At 41.3% G+C, this 16,754-nt stretch carries 17 protein-coding genes; 8 read left to right on the top strand and 9 right to left on the bottom strand.

The genetic code is table 11. The features are described 5' to 3' along the window. Positions 1–20 precede the first annotated feature (20 nt). Positions 21–353, bottom strand: coding sequence for a hypothetical protein (locus Q4557_RS04050; RefSeq protein ID WP_102437528.1), 333 nt, complete (start codon positions 351–353; stop codon positions 21–23). 191 nt (positions 354–544) lie between these two features. Here Q4557_RS04050 and Q4557_RS04045 point away from each other — a divergent pair, with 191 nt between their 5' ends. Continuing rightward, entirely contained in the window at positions 545–931 is a 387-nt protein-coding gene (locus Q4557_RS04045; RefSeq protein ID WP_102475704.1) for a DUF3192 domain-containing protein, read from the top strand. Here Q4557_RS04045 and Q4557_RS04040 read toward each other — a convergent pair. Next, positions 928–1,158 carry a DUF2789 domain-containing protein gene (locus Q4557_RS04040; RefSeq protein ID WP_102437524.1) on the bottom strand — a complete coding sequence of 77 codons (231 nt, stop codon included), beginning with the start codon at positions 1,156–1,158 and terminating at the stop codon, positions 928–930. The two genes, Q4557_RS04045 and Q4557_RS04040, sit on opposite strands and share 4 nt — an antisense overlap. Before the next feature lie 165 nt (positions 1,159–1,323). On the opposite strand from Q4557_RS04040, the gene Q4557_RS04035 reads away from it, so the two are divergent. Together Q4557_RS04035 and Q4557_RS04030 are read left to right on the top strand one after the other, a co-directional pair. Then, the gene (locus Q4557_RS04035) at positions 1,324–1,962 is read left to right on the top strand and encodes a GNAT family N-acetyltransferase (RefSeq protein ID WP_102437597.1); all 639 of its coding nucleotides are present in this window, start codon (positions 1,324–1,326) and stop codon (positions 1,960–1,962) included. Beyond that, the gene (locus tag Q4557_RS04030) at positions 1,963–2,277 is read left to right on the top strand and encodes a DUF962 domain-containing protein (RefSeq protein WP_102475703.1); all 315 of its coding nucleotides are present in this window, start codon (positions 1,963–1,965) and stop codon (positions 2,275–2,277) included. A gap of 1,606 nt (positions 2,278–3,883) precedes the next feature. Here Q4557_RS04030 and Q4557_RS04025 read toward each other — a convergent pair. Then, positions 3,884–4,270 (bottom strand): DUF3301 domain-containing protein, encoded by a 387-nt coding sequence (locus tag Q4557_RS04025; protein WP_102437520.1) that lies wholly within the window; start codon positions 4,268–4,270, stop codon positions 3,884–3,886. Further along, positions 4,267–5,295 carry a DUF3549 family protein gene (locus Q4557_RS04020; RefSeq protein WP_102437518.1) on the bottom strand — a complete coding sequence of 343 codons (1,029 nt, stop codon included), beginning with the start codon at positions 5,293–5,295 and terminating at the stop codon, positions 4,267–4,269. Before Q4557_RS04020 ends, Q4557_RS04025 begins: the two co-directional genes overlap by 4 nt. Before the next feature lie 119 nt (positions 5,296–5,414). Here Q4557_RS04020 and Q4557_RS04015 point away from each other — a divergent pair, with 119 nt between their 5' ends. From Q4557_RS04015 to purU, 5 genes are all read left to right on the top strand, one after another. Beyond that, positions 5,415–5,732 (top strand): YqcC family protein, encoded by a 318-nt coding sequence (locus Q4557_RS04015; protein WP_102520705.1) that lies wholly within the window; start codon positions 5,415–5,417, stop codon positions 5,730–5,732. 1 nt (position 5,733) lies between these two features. Continuing rightward, positions 5,734–6,579 carry a tRNA pseudouridine(65) synthase TruC gene (gene truC, locus Q4557_RS04010; protein WP_102437514.1) on the top strand — a complete coding sequence of 282 codons (846 nt, stop codon included), beginning with the start codon at positions 5,734–5,736 and terminating at the stop codon, positions 6,577–6,579. A 440-nt stretch (positions 6,580–7,019) separates the two neighbouring features. Next, entirely contained in the window at positions 7,020–7,484 is a 465-nt protein-coding gene (locus Q4557_RS04005) for a flavodoxin (protein ID WP_102520704.1), read from the top strand. Continuing rightward, entirely contained in the window at positions 7,436–8,908 is a 1,473-nt protein-coding gene (locus Q4557_RS04000) for a PTS transporter subunit EIIC (RefSeq protein ID WP_303410841.1), read from the top strand. Before Q4557_RS04005 ends, Q4557_RS04000 begins: the two co-directional genes overlap by 49 nt. A gap of 200 nt (positions 8,909–9,108) precedes the next feature. Next, positions 9,109–9,981 (top strand): formyltetrahydrofolate deformylase, encoded by an 873-nt coding sequence (gene purU / locus Q4557_RS03995; RefSeq protein WP_303410839.1) that lies wholly within the window; start codon positions 9,109–9,111, stop codon positions 9,979–9,981. Positions 9,982–10,081: 100 nt separating this feature from the next. On the opposite strand, the gene Q4557_RS03990 is transcribed toward purU, so the two are convergent. From Q4557_RS03990 to Q4557_RS03970, 5 genes are all read right to left on the bottom strand, one after another. Then, on the bottom strand, positions 10,082–10,417 hold the full coding sequence (locus tag Q4557_RS03990; RefSeq protein ID WP_303410978.1) for a rhodanese-like domain-containing protein: 336 nt from the start codon (positions 10,415–10,417) through the stop codon (positions 10,082–10,084). Positions 10,418–10,511: 94 nt separating this feature from the next. Further along, positions 10,512–10,721 (bottom strand): DUF2892 domain-containing protein, encoded by a 210-nt coding sequence (locus Q4557_RS03985; protein WP_102437507.1) that lies wholly within the window; start codon positions 10,719–10,721, stop codon positions 10,512–10,514. 22 nt (positions 10,722–10,743) lie between these two features. Next, the gene (locus Q4557_RS03980; protein WP_303410836.1) at positions 10,744–14,007 is read right to left on the bottom strand and encodes an efflux RND transporter permease subunit; all 3,264 of its coding nucleotides are present in this window, start codon (positions 14,005–14,007) and stop codon (positions 10,744–10,746) included. A gap of 3 nt (positions 14,008–14,010) precedes the next feature. Beyond that, positions 14,011–15,084, bottom strand: a complete 1,074-nt coding sequence (locus Q4557_RS03975; RefSeq protein ID WP_102530718.1) for an efflux RND transporter periplasmic adaptor subunit — start codon at positions 15,082–15,084, stop codon at positions 14,011–14,013. Between the two features lie 214 nt (positions 15,085–15,298). Then, positions 15,299–16,603, bottom strand: coding sequence for an OmpP1/FadL family transporter (locus tag Q4557_RS03970; protein WP_303410832.1), 1,305 nt, complete (start codon positions 16,601–16,603; stop codon positions 15,299–15,301). Positions 16,604–16,754: the final 151 nt, after the last annotated feature.

Below are 16,754 nucleotides of genomic sequence, written 5' to 3'. Positions count from 1 at the left end.
ATGTATTGAGGATGTGGTGCTTAACTTTCTAATTGTACAATTCGTTTTTCAAGTGCTGCTATCTTTAGGGCAAATTCACTTTCGACAGCGTCAAATTTAGCCTGCCATTTTTGTTCTAGCGCCGTTAATGGGTCTTGAGCCGTTTCAGTATTAGCTGGCTGTATCATGGCTGCTAAATCGGGTAAGTCTTGCCATTGCTCTTTGGGGATGGCTTTAAATTGCTGCAACCCCTGAATAAGGGTTGGCATGGCTATCCGCGTACCTAATTTACCTTTTATTAACGCTAATGTTGGCGTATGACCTGCTACAGCAATGGATTTTGCCGCCGCAAGGACTTGTTCAATTGGACTCATAATTAGTGAAAATCCTTAAATATTGGTAGTGAAATTACTCAAAAAGTGAGACTTGGTTTTAAATGATGAATAAAATCAAGGCTTTAACTTTTGGCACACTTTTAGCTTAATCAGTATTGAGAACAGTATAACTTACTCTGAAAAACAGTTTCAGTAGAAATTACATTAGAACCATTTGAAAGGGACGTGTTATGAAAGCAAAATTGGGTGCAGCATTAATTATGGCTATAGCAGCGACTTCACTAACTGGTTGCGTATTGAATGTGGGCGATCACGAAGGTAAGCGTAGTGATTCATATTGGCAAAAACAACAACAAACTAATCGTAATAACTTAGCGAAACTTTCAATCGGAATGGCAAAAGATCAAGTCACCATTTTGATGGGAACGGCTGATTTCAGTGAGGCTTATGTGACCCAAGCTGACGCTGAAAGTCCAAAGAAAGAGGTTCAGGTGTTTTTCTACCGTACTCAATGGAGTAAAGGTGACGGCAAAACCACAAAAAGTGAATGTACCCCAGTTGTAATAAGTGACAACAAATTAGTGGGTTGGGGTGAAACTGCTTACCAAAACATTTAATTTCTTAATAAAACGTCCAGTTGGTCTATTAATTCAGACCACTGGCCGTCTTGATGTAAGGCCTCTTCAATAAAGTGTCTTTGCGATTCTGACCAAAATCCAGCCTGTGCAATGGTGCTATTTTTAGCCAGTTTATGTTGTTCGATAAACTGGTTAATATCTTCCTTAGATGAACTTAATCCTAATTGCTGAAATAAGTGTTCAAATGTTGTCGTTGTCGTATCCATGAGCTTTCACCATGTATGAATGATATTACTTTACTAAGATTAGGTGACCCTATTTAAATTGCAATATGTTTCAAAGTTGTTAAGTTGAGACTATCAACTGGATTAGTTAAGAGTGACATCATGGAAAACAACACTTTGCCCCCGAAAACTCAAGCAGCGCCGTCTTTGGATGAACAAACTAACGATCAACCTAGAGCGGTTTATTTGACTGCGGAAGATCTAAGAGTTGCAGCATCGATTATTTATAATGCCTATCATGATGATCCATTTTTTATTGAAGCTTTAGCCACTGCTAATAAAGCCAATTACGAACAAAAACTGCGGGCTGCAATCAGAGAAGAGCTCACAGAGTTATGGCAGCAAGAGCAACCATTAATTGGTTGGTTTGAAGGCAAACGTCTCATCGGTGTCGCCTGTGTGATCACCCATCAAGTGCCTCTTGGTGAAAGTCGTTACTGGCACTGGCGTTTAAAAATGGTACTCGGCACTGGTTGGAGTTCAACCCAAGCATTTATTAAAAAAGAGCATACCATCTTAGAAAGTTTACCGAGTAAACAATACGGTATTTTACAATTTATCGCTTTGAGCCCTAATGAGCAAAGAAAAGGTAATGGGGCAAAATTAATTCAAGCGGTGTTGAGTTGGTGCGATGAGCAGTTAGAGCTCGATGGGATCGGAGTATTTGTTAACAACGATAAACATGCAGCGCTTTTTATTGGTGAAGGTTTTGGCCATTTGTCTGATCAAACCATTGGCTCTGTTGATGGTGAGATATTAATTTATCAAAGTAAATCGGAGCAATAAATGGCTGATAAACAGTATCAAGACTTTAAGTCGTTTTATCCTTTTTATTTATCACAGCATCAAAATGCCACATGTCGGCGCTTACATTACCTCGGCTCTGGACTGATAGTGTTATTGCTGTTGGTGACTCTAGTTAGCCAGCAATGGTGGCAACTATTATTTATCCCTGTCATCGGTTATGGATTTGCATGGATTGGTCACTTTGTATTTGAAAAAAACAAACCTGCTACTTTTGAATACCCGCTATACAGTTTGCTCGCTGACTGGGTAATGTTTGCGCAAATGTTAAAAAAGCTATTCCTCTCAAAGTCATAAACAGGCAAGTTTCACTTTGGCGTGTAAGACTTATCTCACATACCCTGTAAGTTATCTAACTTTAGTCTGTATGCATTCTCTAGCTGAATTTGTTTTTTACCAATTAAAACATAGCCTTAAGTTTTCAGGTCTGTTTTGGTGACGAGAATTTATTGGTTTGTGAGTAAATGGGGTGTTTTCTCGCCAATGAATTTAGCTAAAATATTCCACAAGGTCGCAACATAAATAAAACAGGGTGTTTTGTTTAATATTGCACTTATAATGAATAGTCATATTGTAAAGCCAACAACCTTTGGTCGTTAATGTCTCAGGATGAGATGACAATTAAAGGAAGGGGGCTGGTTATTCATTGAGATATTTATATGAGAAAACCTCTTATTAGCTATCTCAAAATATGAATTCAGGACGAAGTCAGGACACGCTCAAGGAAAGGGCATAAGCTCAGTTATGGATAACTGAAACTAGGATGAACCCTCTCAGGATGATGACGGATTGCAGGATGCAGCATACCAGGATGGTAATCTAGGAGTAAAACTGTCAGTCAAAGGGATAGACTGTTCAATGGATTGAAAACTCAAGTATTCAGCAACTGGCAAGAATACAAGGAAATTGAGTAACAGGGAATAAAGGGAGCAGGGAGCAAATAATCGCATGGATGGAGCAGGGAAGCACAATTTAGCCGGATAAGCTAACAGAGCGTAAAATAGGCGCAATCTTAATTTATTAGGATTGCGCTTTTTACATTTCAGAAATACAAATGTTAAATATGTGAATTTTTTTGCAGTGATTAATTTCCCTAATAGCCAGAGTGTTTGTGCGATATATCTCACAAGGGGTGTAAGCCTTATCGCATTTGAAACGCGCCATAAATTAGGTTTATTTTAAAGTTGTTGTTTTTATTGATTTTAATTTGACGCCTGCTGGTTTAGTGGTGTTACTACTTTGTAATTACGCTGTAATGTGAATACTTATGACTTACCTGTTGAACCATATGAACTATAATAGATACCAAGAAAGCAAATATGCACAGGAAGTGCTTAAGTTGTATCAATAGGATTATAAGTAAAGTGTTTTCTGCTCTACAGTGACTTTCAAATCAAGGTAAAATGTACGCTATGGACAGTGGCATGATTAAAAGGTTAGTGACAAGGAGTTAACTAATACCCCATCACTGCAGTTTATGGATATAAGCGACTTTATTAGATTGAAGGACATCAATTAAGGGATTTACGCCATAAGGGATTTATGGTGATTGCATTGGATGCAATAACTTGATTAAAGGATGTCATGGAAGAACCCCAAGGATGAATTAAGGACACGCTTAAGGATTTGAGCAGGCTCGGTCAATGGATAATCGAGTAAGATGGAAAGTACTTAAGTGTACAAGGAATATCAAGGATTGAATAAGGATAGCGCTCGGAGCAAGTTAGACGCATGGATGGTGCAGGGAGCACAACAATAGCTGGATGGCTTAACAAAAGCACAAGAGACCGCGGCAATGATTTGTCGCGGTCTTTCTTTTGGCTAGCGTTTAATAAATAACGATTTTCCAGTAAAAAATGGTTTATGCAGTATGGCTTACCTATTGAGTCGTTAAGCCAATAAATTACTTACACTTTCCGGAGTTGCAGCTAGATGCGCCGCCACAACCACCAAACTTACCTTTTGCCATCGGCGCATCCATCCATTCTGGCTCTGGGAAAATAGGCCAATTTATTTTTTCTATTTTTTTACCATGCATTTGGATATGCGCGCGATATTGGTTCATGCCATCGGTGCTAAATTCAAACAAAAATTTAGCACGCCAACAAAGGCCAGTAGTACCACCCAGGCTAGGTCTTGCTGACTCCATTGCGATAGCAAGGAGTTGTACTTTTTGCTTGCCGCAGGCGCTTTCAGCATACTTACGGCTAATTTCTGCCATTTGTCGTAATTGCCAAAAGAATGCGCCCACAACCACGACTGCTACGATTAAAATAAAATCTGACATCATTGGCTTAGTGCCTTAAATAAACCGCCAATAGCCGCTGATAGTTTCTCACTTCGTTCGGTATTTCTTAGTTCAAGCAACAGCGGCTGGCGTAAACTCGGTATAGACACGATATCAGCAAATACTTGGTTAAAGAAGATTTGTGGCTGATTTGCTAAGACTTCTAGATAAAGTTTGCGAGTTTGGTCATCTTTTAATGCAATCCAGTTTCTGGCAGCAATGGTGATCAATAAGTTTTCATCAAGTTGTTGGTAATTAACCAATTGCTTAATGGCTTTTTGAGTTAACTCAGCTTGTGAAGCAAGGGCTCTAAGATAGATATGCTTATGCTCAACCGGCGCTTGAGATAACTTATCAAACAAGGTTTGTGCAAGCACTGCATCAATGGTCACATGTTCTAAGCATTGGCAAATAGCTGCTTGAACTTCAACTGGGGCAAATTCAAAAGCGGCATTAATTTCTGCAGCGTGGTTATGTTGATCTAGGCGCACACAGATGTCGGCAATGCCTTGAAGCCCTAATTGCTGCCACGAGTCATCCACTTTCTTTGGACTTGCTATCAGCGCAGCAAAGTAGCTAGCGGCAAATTGATATTGCGCTGATGGTTGCTGGCTTAATTGACGTTTTACTAAGGCATTAAATAGCGCTAGCTTTTCCTGGCTAGGCTTGAAGCTAAAAGGGTGATTAGCATAGCGCTCTTGTTCTTCATCACTTAATGCTTTGGTTGGATCTTGCCCTAGAGCTTCGAGGATCATTTTGATGAATTGACTGCGCTGCGCTGGAGACAACAAGCCTTGCTCATCCAGTGGCAGCTTTAAAAACCAAATAAAAGGTGGCTGTGCTTCGCGCCAAAACACGATGGCAAATTGTGCATGACCTTGAGTTGGAAAAGGGTAAGGGGTTTTTAATGCTTCAATTTGATTAAACAACATCATATCGATGTTTTCGACTCTGCGGCCTAAATCATAAACCTGAAATTGAGTATTAGCGGTGTCTAAAAATTCACTTAGGGTTTCGAGTTGTGTCATGGTGTTTTTATATAGCGATTAACTTGTGCGTATTATAGGGTTAACTGCCTCCTGATGATATAATTAGTCGCACAAACAATCGTGTTATTTCAAACTTGTGTGAGCGATAAATCACAGTTATGCCGTATATTAAAACAGAGCAATACTTAATTCAGATAGAACAAAACCTTAAAGATGCAAACCTTTGGTCATCGACTAAACCTTCTGCTCAAGCGCTTGCGAGCAGTTCTCCTTTTGCCTGCGATACCATGGGGTTTGAGCAATGGTTGCAGTTTATTTTTATCCCTAAGATGCAACAGCTTATTTGTATGAAGCAGGCTTTACCTACTCAAATAGCCTTAGCCCCTATGGCGGCACATGTGTGGAGTCAGCGTGATGATCTTAATCCTTTGATACGTTTATTGGCTGAGTTAGACACCTTTTTAAGTGAGCAATAACATGATAGATGATGAATATTTCGATGACCAAGAAGATGCAGCGAGCCTTCAAGCTGAAACGCTAGCAGCGGAGGGGCTTGAAGATGAAACACCGCCTGAGTTAGAAATTCTTTTTGAAGATGAGCATCTGGTGGTTATTCATAAGCCGGCTGGTTTGTTGGTGCACCGCAGTTACCTTGCAAGAAAGGAGCGCTTTTTTGCGATGCAACTGACTCGAGACCTAGTGGGCTGCCATGTGTTTCCGGTGCACAGATTAGATAGACCCACATCTGGAGTGTTAGTTTTTGCCAAAAGCAGTGAAGTCGCCAGAGCGCTTTGTGAGCAGTTTGAACATCATCAAGTGACGAAAGAATATATCGCTTTGGTTCGAGGCAATATGCATGAGGCAGGCCGTTTAGATTACGCTTTAAAAGTAGAACTAGATGATGTTGCCGACAAAAAGGCCAATAAAGATAAGCCCGCACAAGAAGCGGTAACTGATTATAAGCCGTTAATGAATGCAGAGATCCCATACAGTTCTGGACGTTATCCCAGTAGCCGCTTTTGCTTAATTAACCTTACACCGCAAACGGGCCGTAAACATCAACTGAGACGACATATGGCACATTTACGTCATCCTATTATTGGTGATACCACCCATGGTGATGGTAAGCAGAATAAGTTTTTTAGATCGCACTTTGAGATAAATCGTTTATGGCTTATCGCTAAGTCAATTCGTTTTACTCATCCTGTGACCTTAGAGAAAATGCATATAGAAACAGAATTGGAGCAAGAATGGCTGAGGATATTTGAGCAGTTTGGCTGGGATGATGCGCTTGATTGCTCAGCACCTATGGATATTGCTTAGTAGGCTATAAAAAATTCTTACGTAAAAACTATCACGTAATAATAAGTTACGTAAGAATCTTAAAGATAAATCCAAGTACTTGGTAAGTGCGCTTATTAAGTACTTTGTTTTAAAGGGGTTTTATTGTGTTTTAACAATAATGCCTTCAACTTCTCGAACTCATCAATTTTTGCAAGTGGCTCGCTAGTATCTTGTTGTTCACATCTAAAGTAAAAGTTTCGCCTAATATGGGCGGCCTTATGCTGGAGTTTGAACAATCTATGCCGGTTGGCTTGGCGCATAACAATAACCTTAACGTTTAGATAAGTTGTTACTTTTGTTTGTATTTCATACTTGCAGCCCAGCGCTGGAATGCAGTATGGTGAAGCTATTAACTCAAATTAGTCAGCATTTAAGCTGTAATAATCAATGCAGTCAGTGAGCTTGGGGAAAAGTATATCATGGATAAAGTTAATATAGTGTTCGGAACAGTGTATGGAAGTGCACAATTTGTTGCTGAAACATTAACCGATAAGATCGCACAATTGGATTTTAATACCCAATTGTTTCAGCCAACTGAGCTATTAGGCTATGTTCCAGCTGAAGATGAATTACTGATCATAGTGACCTCTACCACTGGTCACGGTGACTTACCTGAAGATATTGCGCCATGGTTTAATGAGTTGCGCTCAATAGCGCCTTATTTGCCTAAGCTTAACTACAGCGTTATTGCCTTAGGTGACTCAAGCTATGAAACATTCTGCGGCGGAGGAAAACAATTTGATGAACTGCTTACTGAACTCGGTGCAACCAGTATTACGCCGCGCCTTGAAATCGATGCCTGTGAAACCATGGAACCAGAAACAGAAGCCACACAATGGATAACAACTTGGCAAACCGCAGTAACCCAGTCGCAAGACAGTTAAGGTTATTAAGCCAGCGGTGGTTTAAATTTGCTCAGCGTCTTAGTCAGGCGCTGTTAATTCCCATCGCCATTTTACCCGCTGCAGGTGTCATGCTCGGGCTTTCTGCCAATCCCCTTCCTTTTATATCTACCGAACTCGCCATCGTGCTTTCGAATGTGGGTAATCTAATTTTTACCATGATGCCGCTATTATTTGCGATAGCTATTGCCATTGGCTTTTGTCAAGACCAAGGTATTGCCGCCTTTATCGCAGTTTTTGGCTTTGGCGTTTATATTTCAAGCCTTGGAGCAATGACAACCCTTTATCACTTACCCTCGAGGCCCATTTGGGGGATGGAGACAATGGATACCGGAATTGCTGGTGGTGTGCTGATTGGCGCGCTGACTTGTTTGGTGGTGCGATTGAGTGAAAATGTAAAACTGCCAGCAGTGTTCTCATTTTTTGAAGGCCATCGAAGCGCTGCGTTAATCATTATTCCATTTTCCATGCTGATGGCGTTCATCTTGGCCCATATTTGGCCCACACTGGCGTATGAAATCGATTCTTTATCCTTATGGGCTGTATATCAAGAGCCTGCTGTCGCCTTTGGTGTTTATGGCGCCATTGAACGATTACTTATTCCATTGGGCCTACACCACATTTGGAACGCGCCATTTTACTTGGAAGTGGGACAATATATTGATGACGGTAAATTGGTGAGAGGTGAAATAGCTCGCTATCTTGCTGGTGATCCTGCTGCGGGTAATTTTGCTGGGGGTTACCTCATAAAAATGTGGGGACTCCCTGCTGCAGCGTTGGCTATTTGGCGTAGCGCGGATAAATCTGAACGTAATCGCGTTGCCGGGATTATGCTGTCAGCGGCAACCGCAAGTTGGTTAACTGGGATCACCGAACCCATTGAATTTGCCTTTATGTTTGTGGCGCCGATATTGTTTTTAATTCACGCCATTCTGACTGGTGTGGCCTATAGCGTTTGTGTTTTGCTTGAAGTAAAACACAGTGTGGTGTTTTCCCACGGACTGATTGATTTCAGTTTGTTGTTTGCTCAATCAAGTAATACTCAATGGATTTGGTTTTTAGGGCCATTAACGGGGTTTGTTTATTATCTTTTATTTAGGGTGAGTATTGTAGCATTTAACTTAAAAACCCCTGGGCGGTTAGAAGCTGATGGTCACGGCAATAAAGAAAGCCTACGCAGCATGATTAGTGCTCTTGGCGGGGCAGACAATATTGTTGAATTAAATGCTTGTTTAACCCGCTTACGCATTACAGTCGTGAATCCAAAACTTGTCGATAAACCCAGGTTGATGCGCTTAGGCGCGAAAGGGGTGATCAAAGTGGGGCATGGAGTACAGGTGGTATTTGGGACTAAGGCGGAAAGTTTGCGCAAACTACTGCAAAAGTACCTCGACACCCGTAAATGATTATTAAAACCTCATAAATATAGCAACTCTTTTAACTATTTAATAATTAGGTTGCTATAAAAAAATCAATTATTGATATATCTGGTTATTTAATTACATCTCCCATAAAAGCTATGTTAAAAGTAAAATATAGTTTTTAGCCAGCTGCATTTTATTTGAATGTAAACGTCATCGATTTAATTCTTGTGAGCCAATAGTTTATGAAGTCTAAAAGTAACCCAGTTAACAATACAGCAAGCCTAGAGCGAAAAATTTTGATCACTGATTGTGAAGATGCAAAAGGCCTTATCGCTAAAATTACCGGTGTGTGTTTTGCCCATAAGCTAAATATTATTAAAAACACCGAATTTGTTGACCATGAACAAGGACGCTTTTTTATGCGTACTGTGCTTGAAGGGCAAATTAACGATCAGCAGTTATTGGCAGACTTAAATGAGGTGTTACCTCTACAAAATCACATGAAGTTGGTGGATGCAGGCCGAAAACGTATTGTCATTTTGGTCACCAAAGAAGCCCATTGTTTAGGTGATATTTTAATGAAGTCCTATTATGGCGGCTTAGATGTTGAAATCGCCGCAGTGGTAGGTAATTACGATGTGTTGCAAGGCTTAACTGAAAAGTTTGATATTCCATTTCATCATGTTAGTCATGAAGGTTTAGACCGAGCCCAGCACGAGCAAGCGATGCTTGAGGTTATAAAAACCTATAATGCTGATTACATTGTATTGGCAAAATATATGCGAATTTTAACTCCTGAGTTTGTCGCTGAGTTTCCCAATACCATTATCAATATTCATCACTCATTTTTACCGGCATTTATTGGCGCCTCACCTTATCGTCAAGCGTGGGAGCGTGGGGTAAAAATCATTGGTGCGACAGCCCACTTTGTCAATAATTGCTTAGATGAAGGGCCTATTATCAAACAAGATGTGATTAATGTTGATCATAGTTTCAGCGCAGAAGAACTCGCTCATAATGGCCGCGATGTTGAAAAAAGCGTGCTGAGTAAAGCCCTGCAGCTTGTCCTTGATGAACAAGTAGTAGTCTATGGTAACAAAACCGTGGTTTTTTAGACTTTTAATGAAGTAACAAAAAGGTCTGTCAGAGTTATCTGGCAGACCTTTTTTATATCCAATAAGGGGCTCATTTAGCTGTAAGCGTTAATAAAGCGGGTTATTGCTTATTTGCTGATAAAGCGGCAATGCCGCCACCGTTATAAGTTTGAGTGTAGCCTGCAGCGGCTAACTCATCGTTGGCAATACCGCTTCTGCGGCCGCTGCGGCAATACAATACGATGGCTGTATCTTTGGCAATATTTTGTTTATTTAGCTCTTTAAGGGCGATATTAAAGGGAATATTAATCGCGCCCTCAAGGTGACCTGCGGCAAACTCTTCAGCGGTTCTTACATCCAATATCATCGCACCCTTGTTAATTTTTTTCCACGCAATAACGGGATTCATATCTTGGGCAACGCTGATTTTACTCACTGTTAATACCATTAAGCACATGGCAAGTAGGGTGAGCGCTTTAACTGTTTGCATGGTCAATTTATTACAATCTAATGGCTGCACTGTGGCTCCTTATTGATATATTTTTGCAATGCTATTGGGTTGCTTTTTCTGCTTCGGTTTTTAGACCGAGTTTTTTCATCACCATAGCGGCGGGACAAAAACCAGTAAAAGCACTTTGAAATAGATTAGCACCAACAAATGCTGTCAGCCAAATAAAATGGTGACTGACGGTAGCGGTAAGCACTAAAGATAACAGCACCATAAAGCCGGCAAAAGCCATAATTGATCTTTCAATAGACATAAGTAACTCCTTAAACGTTAGATTAGTTGTGGATCCCTTGGCGGTTTTTCATTACTGCGTAATACAGCACTGGGATAACGACCAAGGTTAAAATGGTTGAAATAAATATCCCGAAAATAAGGCTGATTGCTAGCCCACTAAAAATCGGATCATCAATGATAAATAATGCGCCAATCATGGCGGCAAAGGCCGTTAACATAATCGGTTTGGCGCGCACTGCAGCGGCATTGATCACGGCTTGTTCAAACGGCACACCTTCGGTTGCCTGTTGATGGATAAAATCAACCAGCAAAATTGAGTTTCGCACTATGATACCGGCCAGCGCGATCATGCCTATCATTGATGGGGCGGTGAATTGCGCCCCGAGTATTGCGTGTCCTGGCATGACCCCAATAATGGTTAATGGAATGGGCGCCATAATAATCAGCGGCACGGTATAAGACTTAAATTGTGCGACCACTAATAAGTAAATCGCAATCATACCCACCGCATACGCAATGCCCATATCACGGAAGGTTTCATAAGTGATCTTCCACTCGCCATCCCATAGTACGGCAACTTCATCTAAGCCGTCGGGTTGATTGGCAAAGTATTGGCTCATTGGGTATGCAGCTTCACCACTTTCTTGCTCATGGTTTATTTGAGCTACCATATCAAACATGCCATACAAAGGGCTGCCTGTCGGGCCTGCCATATCGGCAATGACCATGATCATGGGCACCATATTTTTATGGATAATAGTGGTATCAATGCTGGTTTGTTTAATTGAAGCCACATCAGCAAGGGTGACCATTGCTCCTGAGGCTGAAGGGATTTTTAATAACATCACCTGATGCATATCCACCTTGGCGGCTTCATCAAGCTGCAGCCTGATTGGTGTTGGCAGGTGCAAGTTGCTTTGATAAAGGTAACTGGCATCTTTGCCATCAATTGCCGCTTGAATAGTATTAACAATACTTGAGTAAGCCACCCCAGCAATTGCAGCGCGATTACGATCAATACTCACTTGCCATTTGCTTTGCTGTGCGGGTAAATAAATATCCACATCTACAACATGCTCAGTTTGCTGAAAACGGCTCATTAAATCGTTAGCCGCTTGTTCGCGCAGCGCTGTGGTTGGCGCGTAAACTTCAGCCACAATCGGTGACCATACTGGTGGCCCTGGAGGCACTTCAACAATTTTGATATTGGCATTGTAAGCGACACCAATGGCTTGTAAAGGCTCTCTCACTGACATAGCAATATCATGACTGTTTCTATCACGTTCTGACTTTTCAACCAGATTGACTTGAATATCAGCCACTTCTTGGCTTTCACGTAAAAAGTAATGTCTCACTAGGCCGTTAAAATTCATTGGCGAGTGGGTGCCTGCGTACAACTGCAAGTGTTCAACTTCTTCAACAGTCGTCAGATAAAGTCCAAGCTCTTGTAGCAGTTTTTGATTTTGCTCAAACGGCGTGCCTTCAGGTAGATCAACAATCACCTGAAACTCCGATTTATTATCAAAAGGCAGCATTTTAAGCACAACGGCTTGCATGAAGGGTAATGACACCGCGAGTGCGATTAGTAGCACAATGCCTAACGCCATAGCTTTACGCGCCTTACTGGCGTGTTCACCATCAAGAAATGGTTTCATGATGAAAGTGAAAAAGCTCAGTAATTTAGTTGAGGCTGTTTCTGTATGGGGTTGCTCATTTAGGTCACTGCTGGTGTTACCTCGGTGAGCTTTGGCATTAAGCCATTTATTACTCAGCCATGGGGTCATCACAAAAGCAATCAATAGCGAGATAAGCATGCCCATACTGGCATTGATGGGAATAGGGCTCATGTAAGGCCCCATTAAGCCAGAAACAAACGCCATTGGCAGTAATGCCGCAATAACGGTAAAGGTGGCCAAAATTGTCGGCCCGCCCACTTCATCCACAGCCTGTGGGATTAATTCTGTGAGCGGTTTATTACTCATCGCCATATGACGGTGAATGTTTTCTACCACAACAATGGCGTCATCCACTAAGATCCCAATTGAAAATATCAGTGCAAAAAGTGAAATACGGTTAAGGGTAAAGCCCCATGCCCATGAGGCAAATAATGTCAGTGCTAAGGTAATAATAATAGCGACGCCAACAATGGCTGATTCGCGGGCGCCCATAGTTAATAGCACCAATATCACCACTGCAGCGGTAGCAAAAATTAATTTAAATATCAGTGTGTTGGCTTTTTCGCCCGCGGTAGCGCCATAGTTACGGGAAACAGCGACATTGACGTTATCAGGAATAAGTAAGTTATCGAGTTTGGCAACTTTATCTGTAATTAAATTGGCAATATCTACCGCGTTTTCACCGGCTTGCTTACCAATAGCAATGGTTACAGCAGGGAATTGACCTTGCTGATTAGCATGCCAGACCTGCTGCTTTTGAATATCGCTTTTTAAGGTGATATCAGCAACATCGGCTAAATAAACCACCTTGGCGCTGGCAGGCTCAGTGATTGAGTTATTAGCGGGTATTACTTTGATAACCAGGTTTTTAAGATCGTCAACTGAGTCTAAAAACTGTCCAGTTTGAACCTTAATCTCTTGATTATTTTGGGTTAATGAACCTGTTGTTGAGACGGAATTATTACTGTTTAGCACTTGCTCAATTTGTTCAATCGTGACCCCAAAACTGTTTAGCTTACTAGGATCTAAGCGAACATTGGCAATAAGCTCATGCCTACCTTGAGAATATATCTCACGGGTGCCTGGGATACGTTTTAGTTCAGTTTCTAGTACCGTAGCGACTTTAGTGAGTTGCTCAGGGTTCATGGTGGGATCATCTGACCATAAGGTGAGACCAAAAATAGGTACGTCATCAATACCGCGAGGTTTTATCAGCGGCTCACCAATGCCTGCGGCTTGATTGAATTTATCAAGATTAGAATAAATTTTATTGTATAAATCGACAACAGCTTGTTCTCGAGCAATGCCCACTTTGAAGATGGCAATGATTAAGGCGCCGTCAGGCTGTGAGAATGAATAAAGGGTATCAACACCTTTAATTTCTGAAATAATTTTTTCGGCAGGTAAGGTAACCTGATTAGCGACTTGCGTAGGACTTGCACCTGGATAGGGGATAAACACATCAGCAAAGGTGACATCAATTTGCGGCTCTTCTTCTTTAGGGGTTATGAGTACCGCAAATAAGCCGAGTAGTAATGCCAAAATAGCCAGTAAAGGGGTGATAGCACTGGTTTGAAAGTTCTTAGCAATGGTGCCAGAAATACCTAAACGAGGTTCTGAATTAGCCATGAACTACTCCTTACTTTGGTTAGCTGCGCGCAGTAACACGTAGCGACTGGCGTTAAGGATAATTTCATCACCTTTATCAAGACCTGATAACACTTCAACGGTTTGCTGTTGCTTGTCAATTTTTCCGAGGCGAATTTGTGTTAACAAGGTGTGCTGACCCACTTTTCGGTACACGCCATCCAGATCATTGACCTGATAAAGAGCACTTAAGGGAATAATGACCACGTTGCTGGTTTTAACGGGTACCGCGATTTTAACCCATTGGCCGGTGAGTGCTTGAGGATGACTAAAGTTAATTCTTACTTGATGCTGATGACTGTTGGCATCGGCAAATTGGTAAACATTGATATCGTTGCTGATAACTTTTTCACCATTGGTTAAGGTTAATTCAAGCTGCTTAGCCGCTTGCAGGTTGGCTAAGTAACGCGAGGGAACATTAAAAGTGGCACGTAACTCTCGGGTATCAAAACCGGAAAATAATGGCTGACCGTATGAAATGGTTTCACCGAGTTCAATAAAGCGTTCAGTCACTCGGCCTTCAAATGGCGCAGAAACCACAGTGTAATTTAAACTTTGTTTTGCTTTATTAAGCTGAGCTTTTGCCGCGGATACCGCTTGCTTACTGGATTTGGCATTGGCGGTCGCTTCATCCATTTGCCCTTGAGATATGGCACCTTGAGGAAACAGCGCCGCATAACGAGTCAGTGTCGCTTGTGCTTCAAAGTTCATGGCTTCTGAACTGGCAAGCTGAGCCTCTGCCGCATTAAATTCTGCGGTCTGCTCATCACTGGTAATTTCAAGTAAAGACGCGCCCGCGGTGACCACATCATTGACATCATAATTGACCTGAATAATGCGCCCTGAGGTTTGTGCTGAAACGGTAGCGGCTTTAATCGCTTCCACTTGTCCATCAATGATTATTGATGAAACAGACTCTGTTTCAGTGACTGTTAGGGTATCAAAAGCTTTATCGGTTTTTAGTTTGTCTGTATCAGCTATAGCGCTATAGCTAACAATAGCCAGCAAAGTAGGTATTACTGCACTAAATAAAGATAAGCGTTTGTGAAAGGTTGCCATGTTCCACCTCAAAAATTTGTTTATGAGAAAATTCTAATGGACTTTAGTATTAAGCGCAATTTATTTATGAGAAAAATCTAATGAAAGTATAGCAGATATAAAAAAACCACCGATGGATCATCGATGGTTTTTAAATTATTAACCGTTTTAGTGATATAGAATAAGTTTTAATTACTCAATCTGTTTAATGAAGTCTGTTTAAGTCACTGTCTGCTTAAAAAGTGTAGTTGTACTGTAATGAGTAGTAGTTTGCACCTGATTCTGTATAAGCGCCAATAGAAGGAGTTAACAGGCTATCTTCGATAACATGGACTTTCTCGCCAGCAACCAGGGTGTAACCGAAATCAATGCTCGATTTTTCATTAATGTGGTAACTAAAACCTGCTGAGTACCACATACGGTCTGAATCAGGGATTGATAGCGATGATACTTCACCAACCACACCTTGGTCCTTTGCAATACCCGCTCTTACAGTCCATTTATCATTGATGTCATAAGTGGCACCAAGGCTTAAGAACCAAGAATCATCCCAGTTATAATGCTTAAGAATATAACTATCAGAGCCTTTATCACCATCTGTTAATTCGATGTTGTCGAAGTTACTCCAGCTGGTCCACTGGGCTGTATAATGGATAGCGAACTTGTCAGTTAGCTGATGAAAACCAGCAAGCTGGGCAATATCGGCCAGAGGGATATCAATTTCATCAAAATTTTCGGCTACCATAAGTGGTATATTGCCTAGGTTAATATCTTGACCAAATGTAATGTCACCTGAAGCCTTCATGTTCGGGCTTTTGCGATAGCTTAAGCCGATTCTGTTGTTTTCATTGATCTCATAAGCAAGACCGAAAATGGCGCCAAAGCCCCAACCATCTGCATCAATATTGACAAGGTCTAGATCTGCAGGTAAATCGCCAATAGGCGTAGAGAATGTGTAATTACCTTGCCTAGTCAGTGTTCCCATACCTTTTATGGCATCAATACCCAGACCTAAACTCAAAGAATCGTTAATACGATATGAAACACTAGCATTAAAGTTAATGGTGGTCACTTCAGTATTACCCAATAAATCAATTGGGGTATTGATGTCATGACCTGAATTTAGCGGGGCTAAATCAGTGCCTGTACCATAGTTACTAAATGCAGCAACACCAAAAGCCCATTTGTCATTAATTGGGTTGATGTAATAAAAACTTGGGATAGGCTTACCTTCAGCGGCATTATCCATAGCGCCTAAATATTGACCATCACCAGAACCATCACCAATCATGGCATCAGTCACTTCAACATTCACATCAGCATAAGTACCAACAACCGAAATTGCTGTCTTATCAAATAATGCCATTGCCGCTGGGTTGCGAGCCAATACTGAAGCGTTATCTGCGATGATGGCATCCCCCGCCATTGCGCGGCCTAAACCGGTTGCAGACTGGCTGTTGAGTTGAAAACCCGCTGCGAATGTTTGAGTACTTGCTAAAGCTACAGCTGCTGCCAGTAGTGTCTTGTTGAATTTAGTCATAATTATTGCTCATCTTTATTGTCGCATATGCATGAATACTGCATGTGTTCATATCACTGCCACTTATATTTGAGCGCATCTTAGGTAACACAAGTAAGCTATACAACTCCGACCAGTGACTTTTGGTGTTGAATTTTTGTTAATAATTTGA

Source organism: Shewanella sp. 5_MG-2023 (assembly GCF_030547465.1).
Lineage (GTDB): Bacteria > Pseudomonadota > Gammaproteobacteria > Enterobacterales > Shewanellaceae > Shewanella.
Note: the sequence above shows the minus strand (reverse complement) of the source record. Positions and strands in the feature narration are given on the sequence as shown.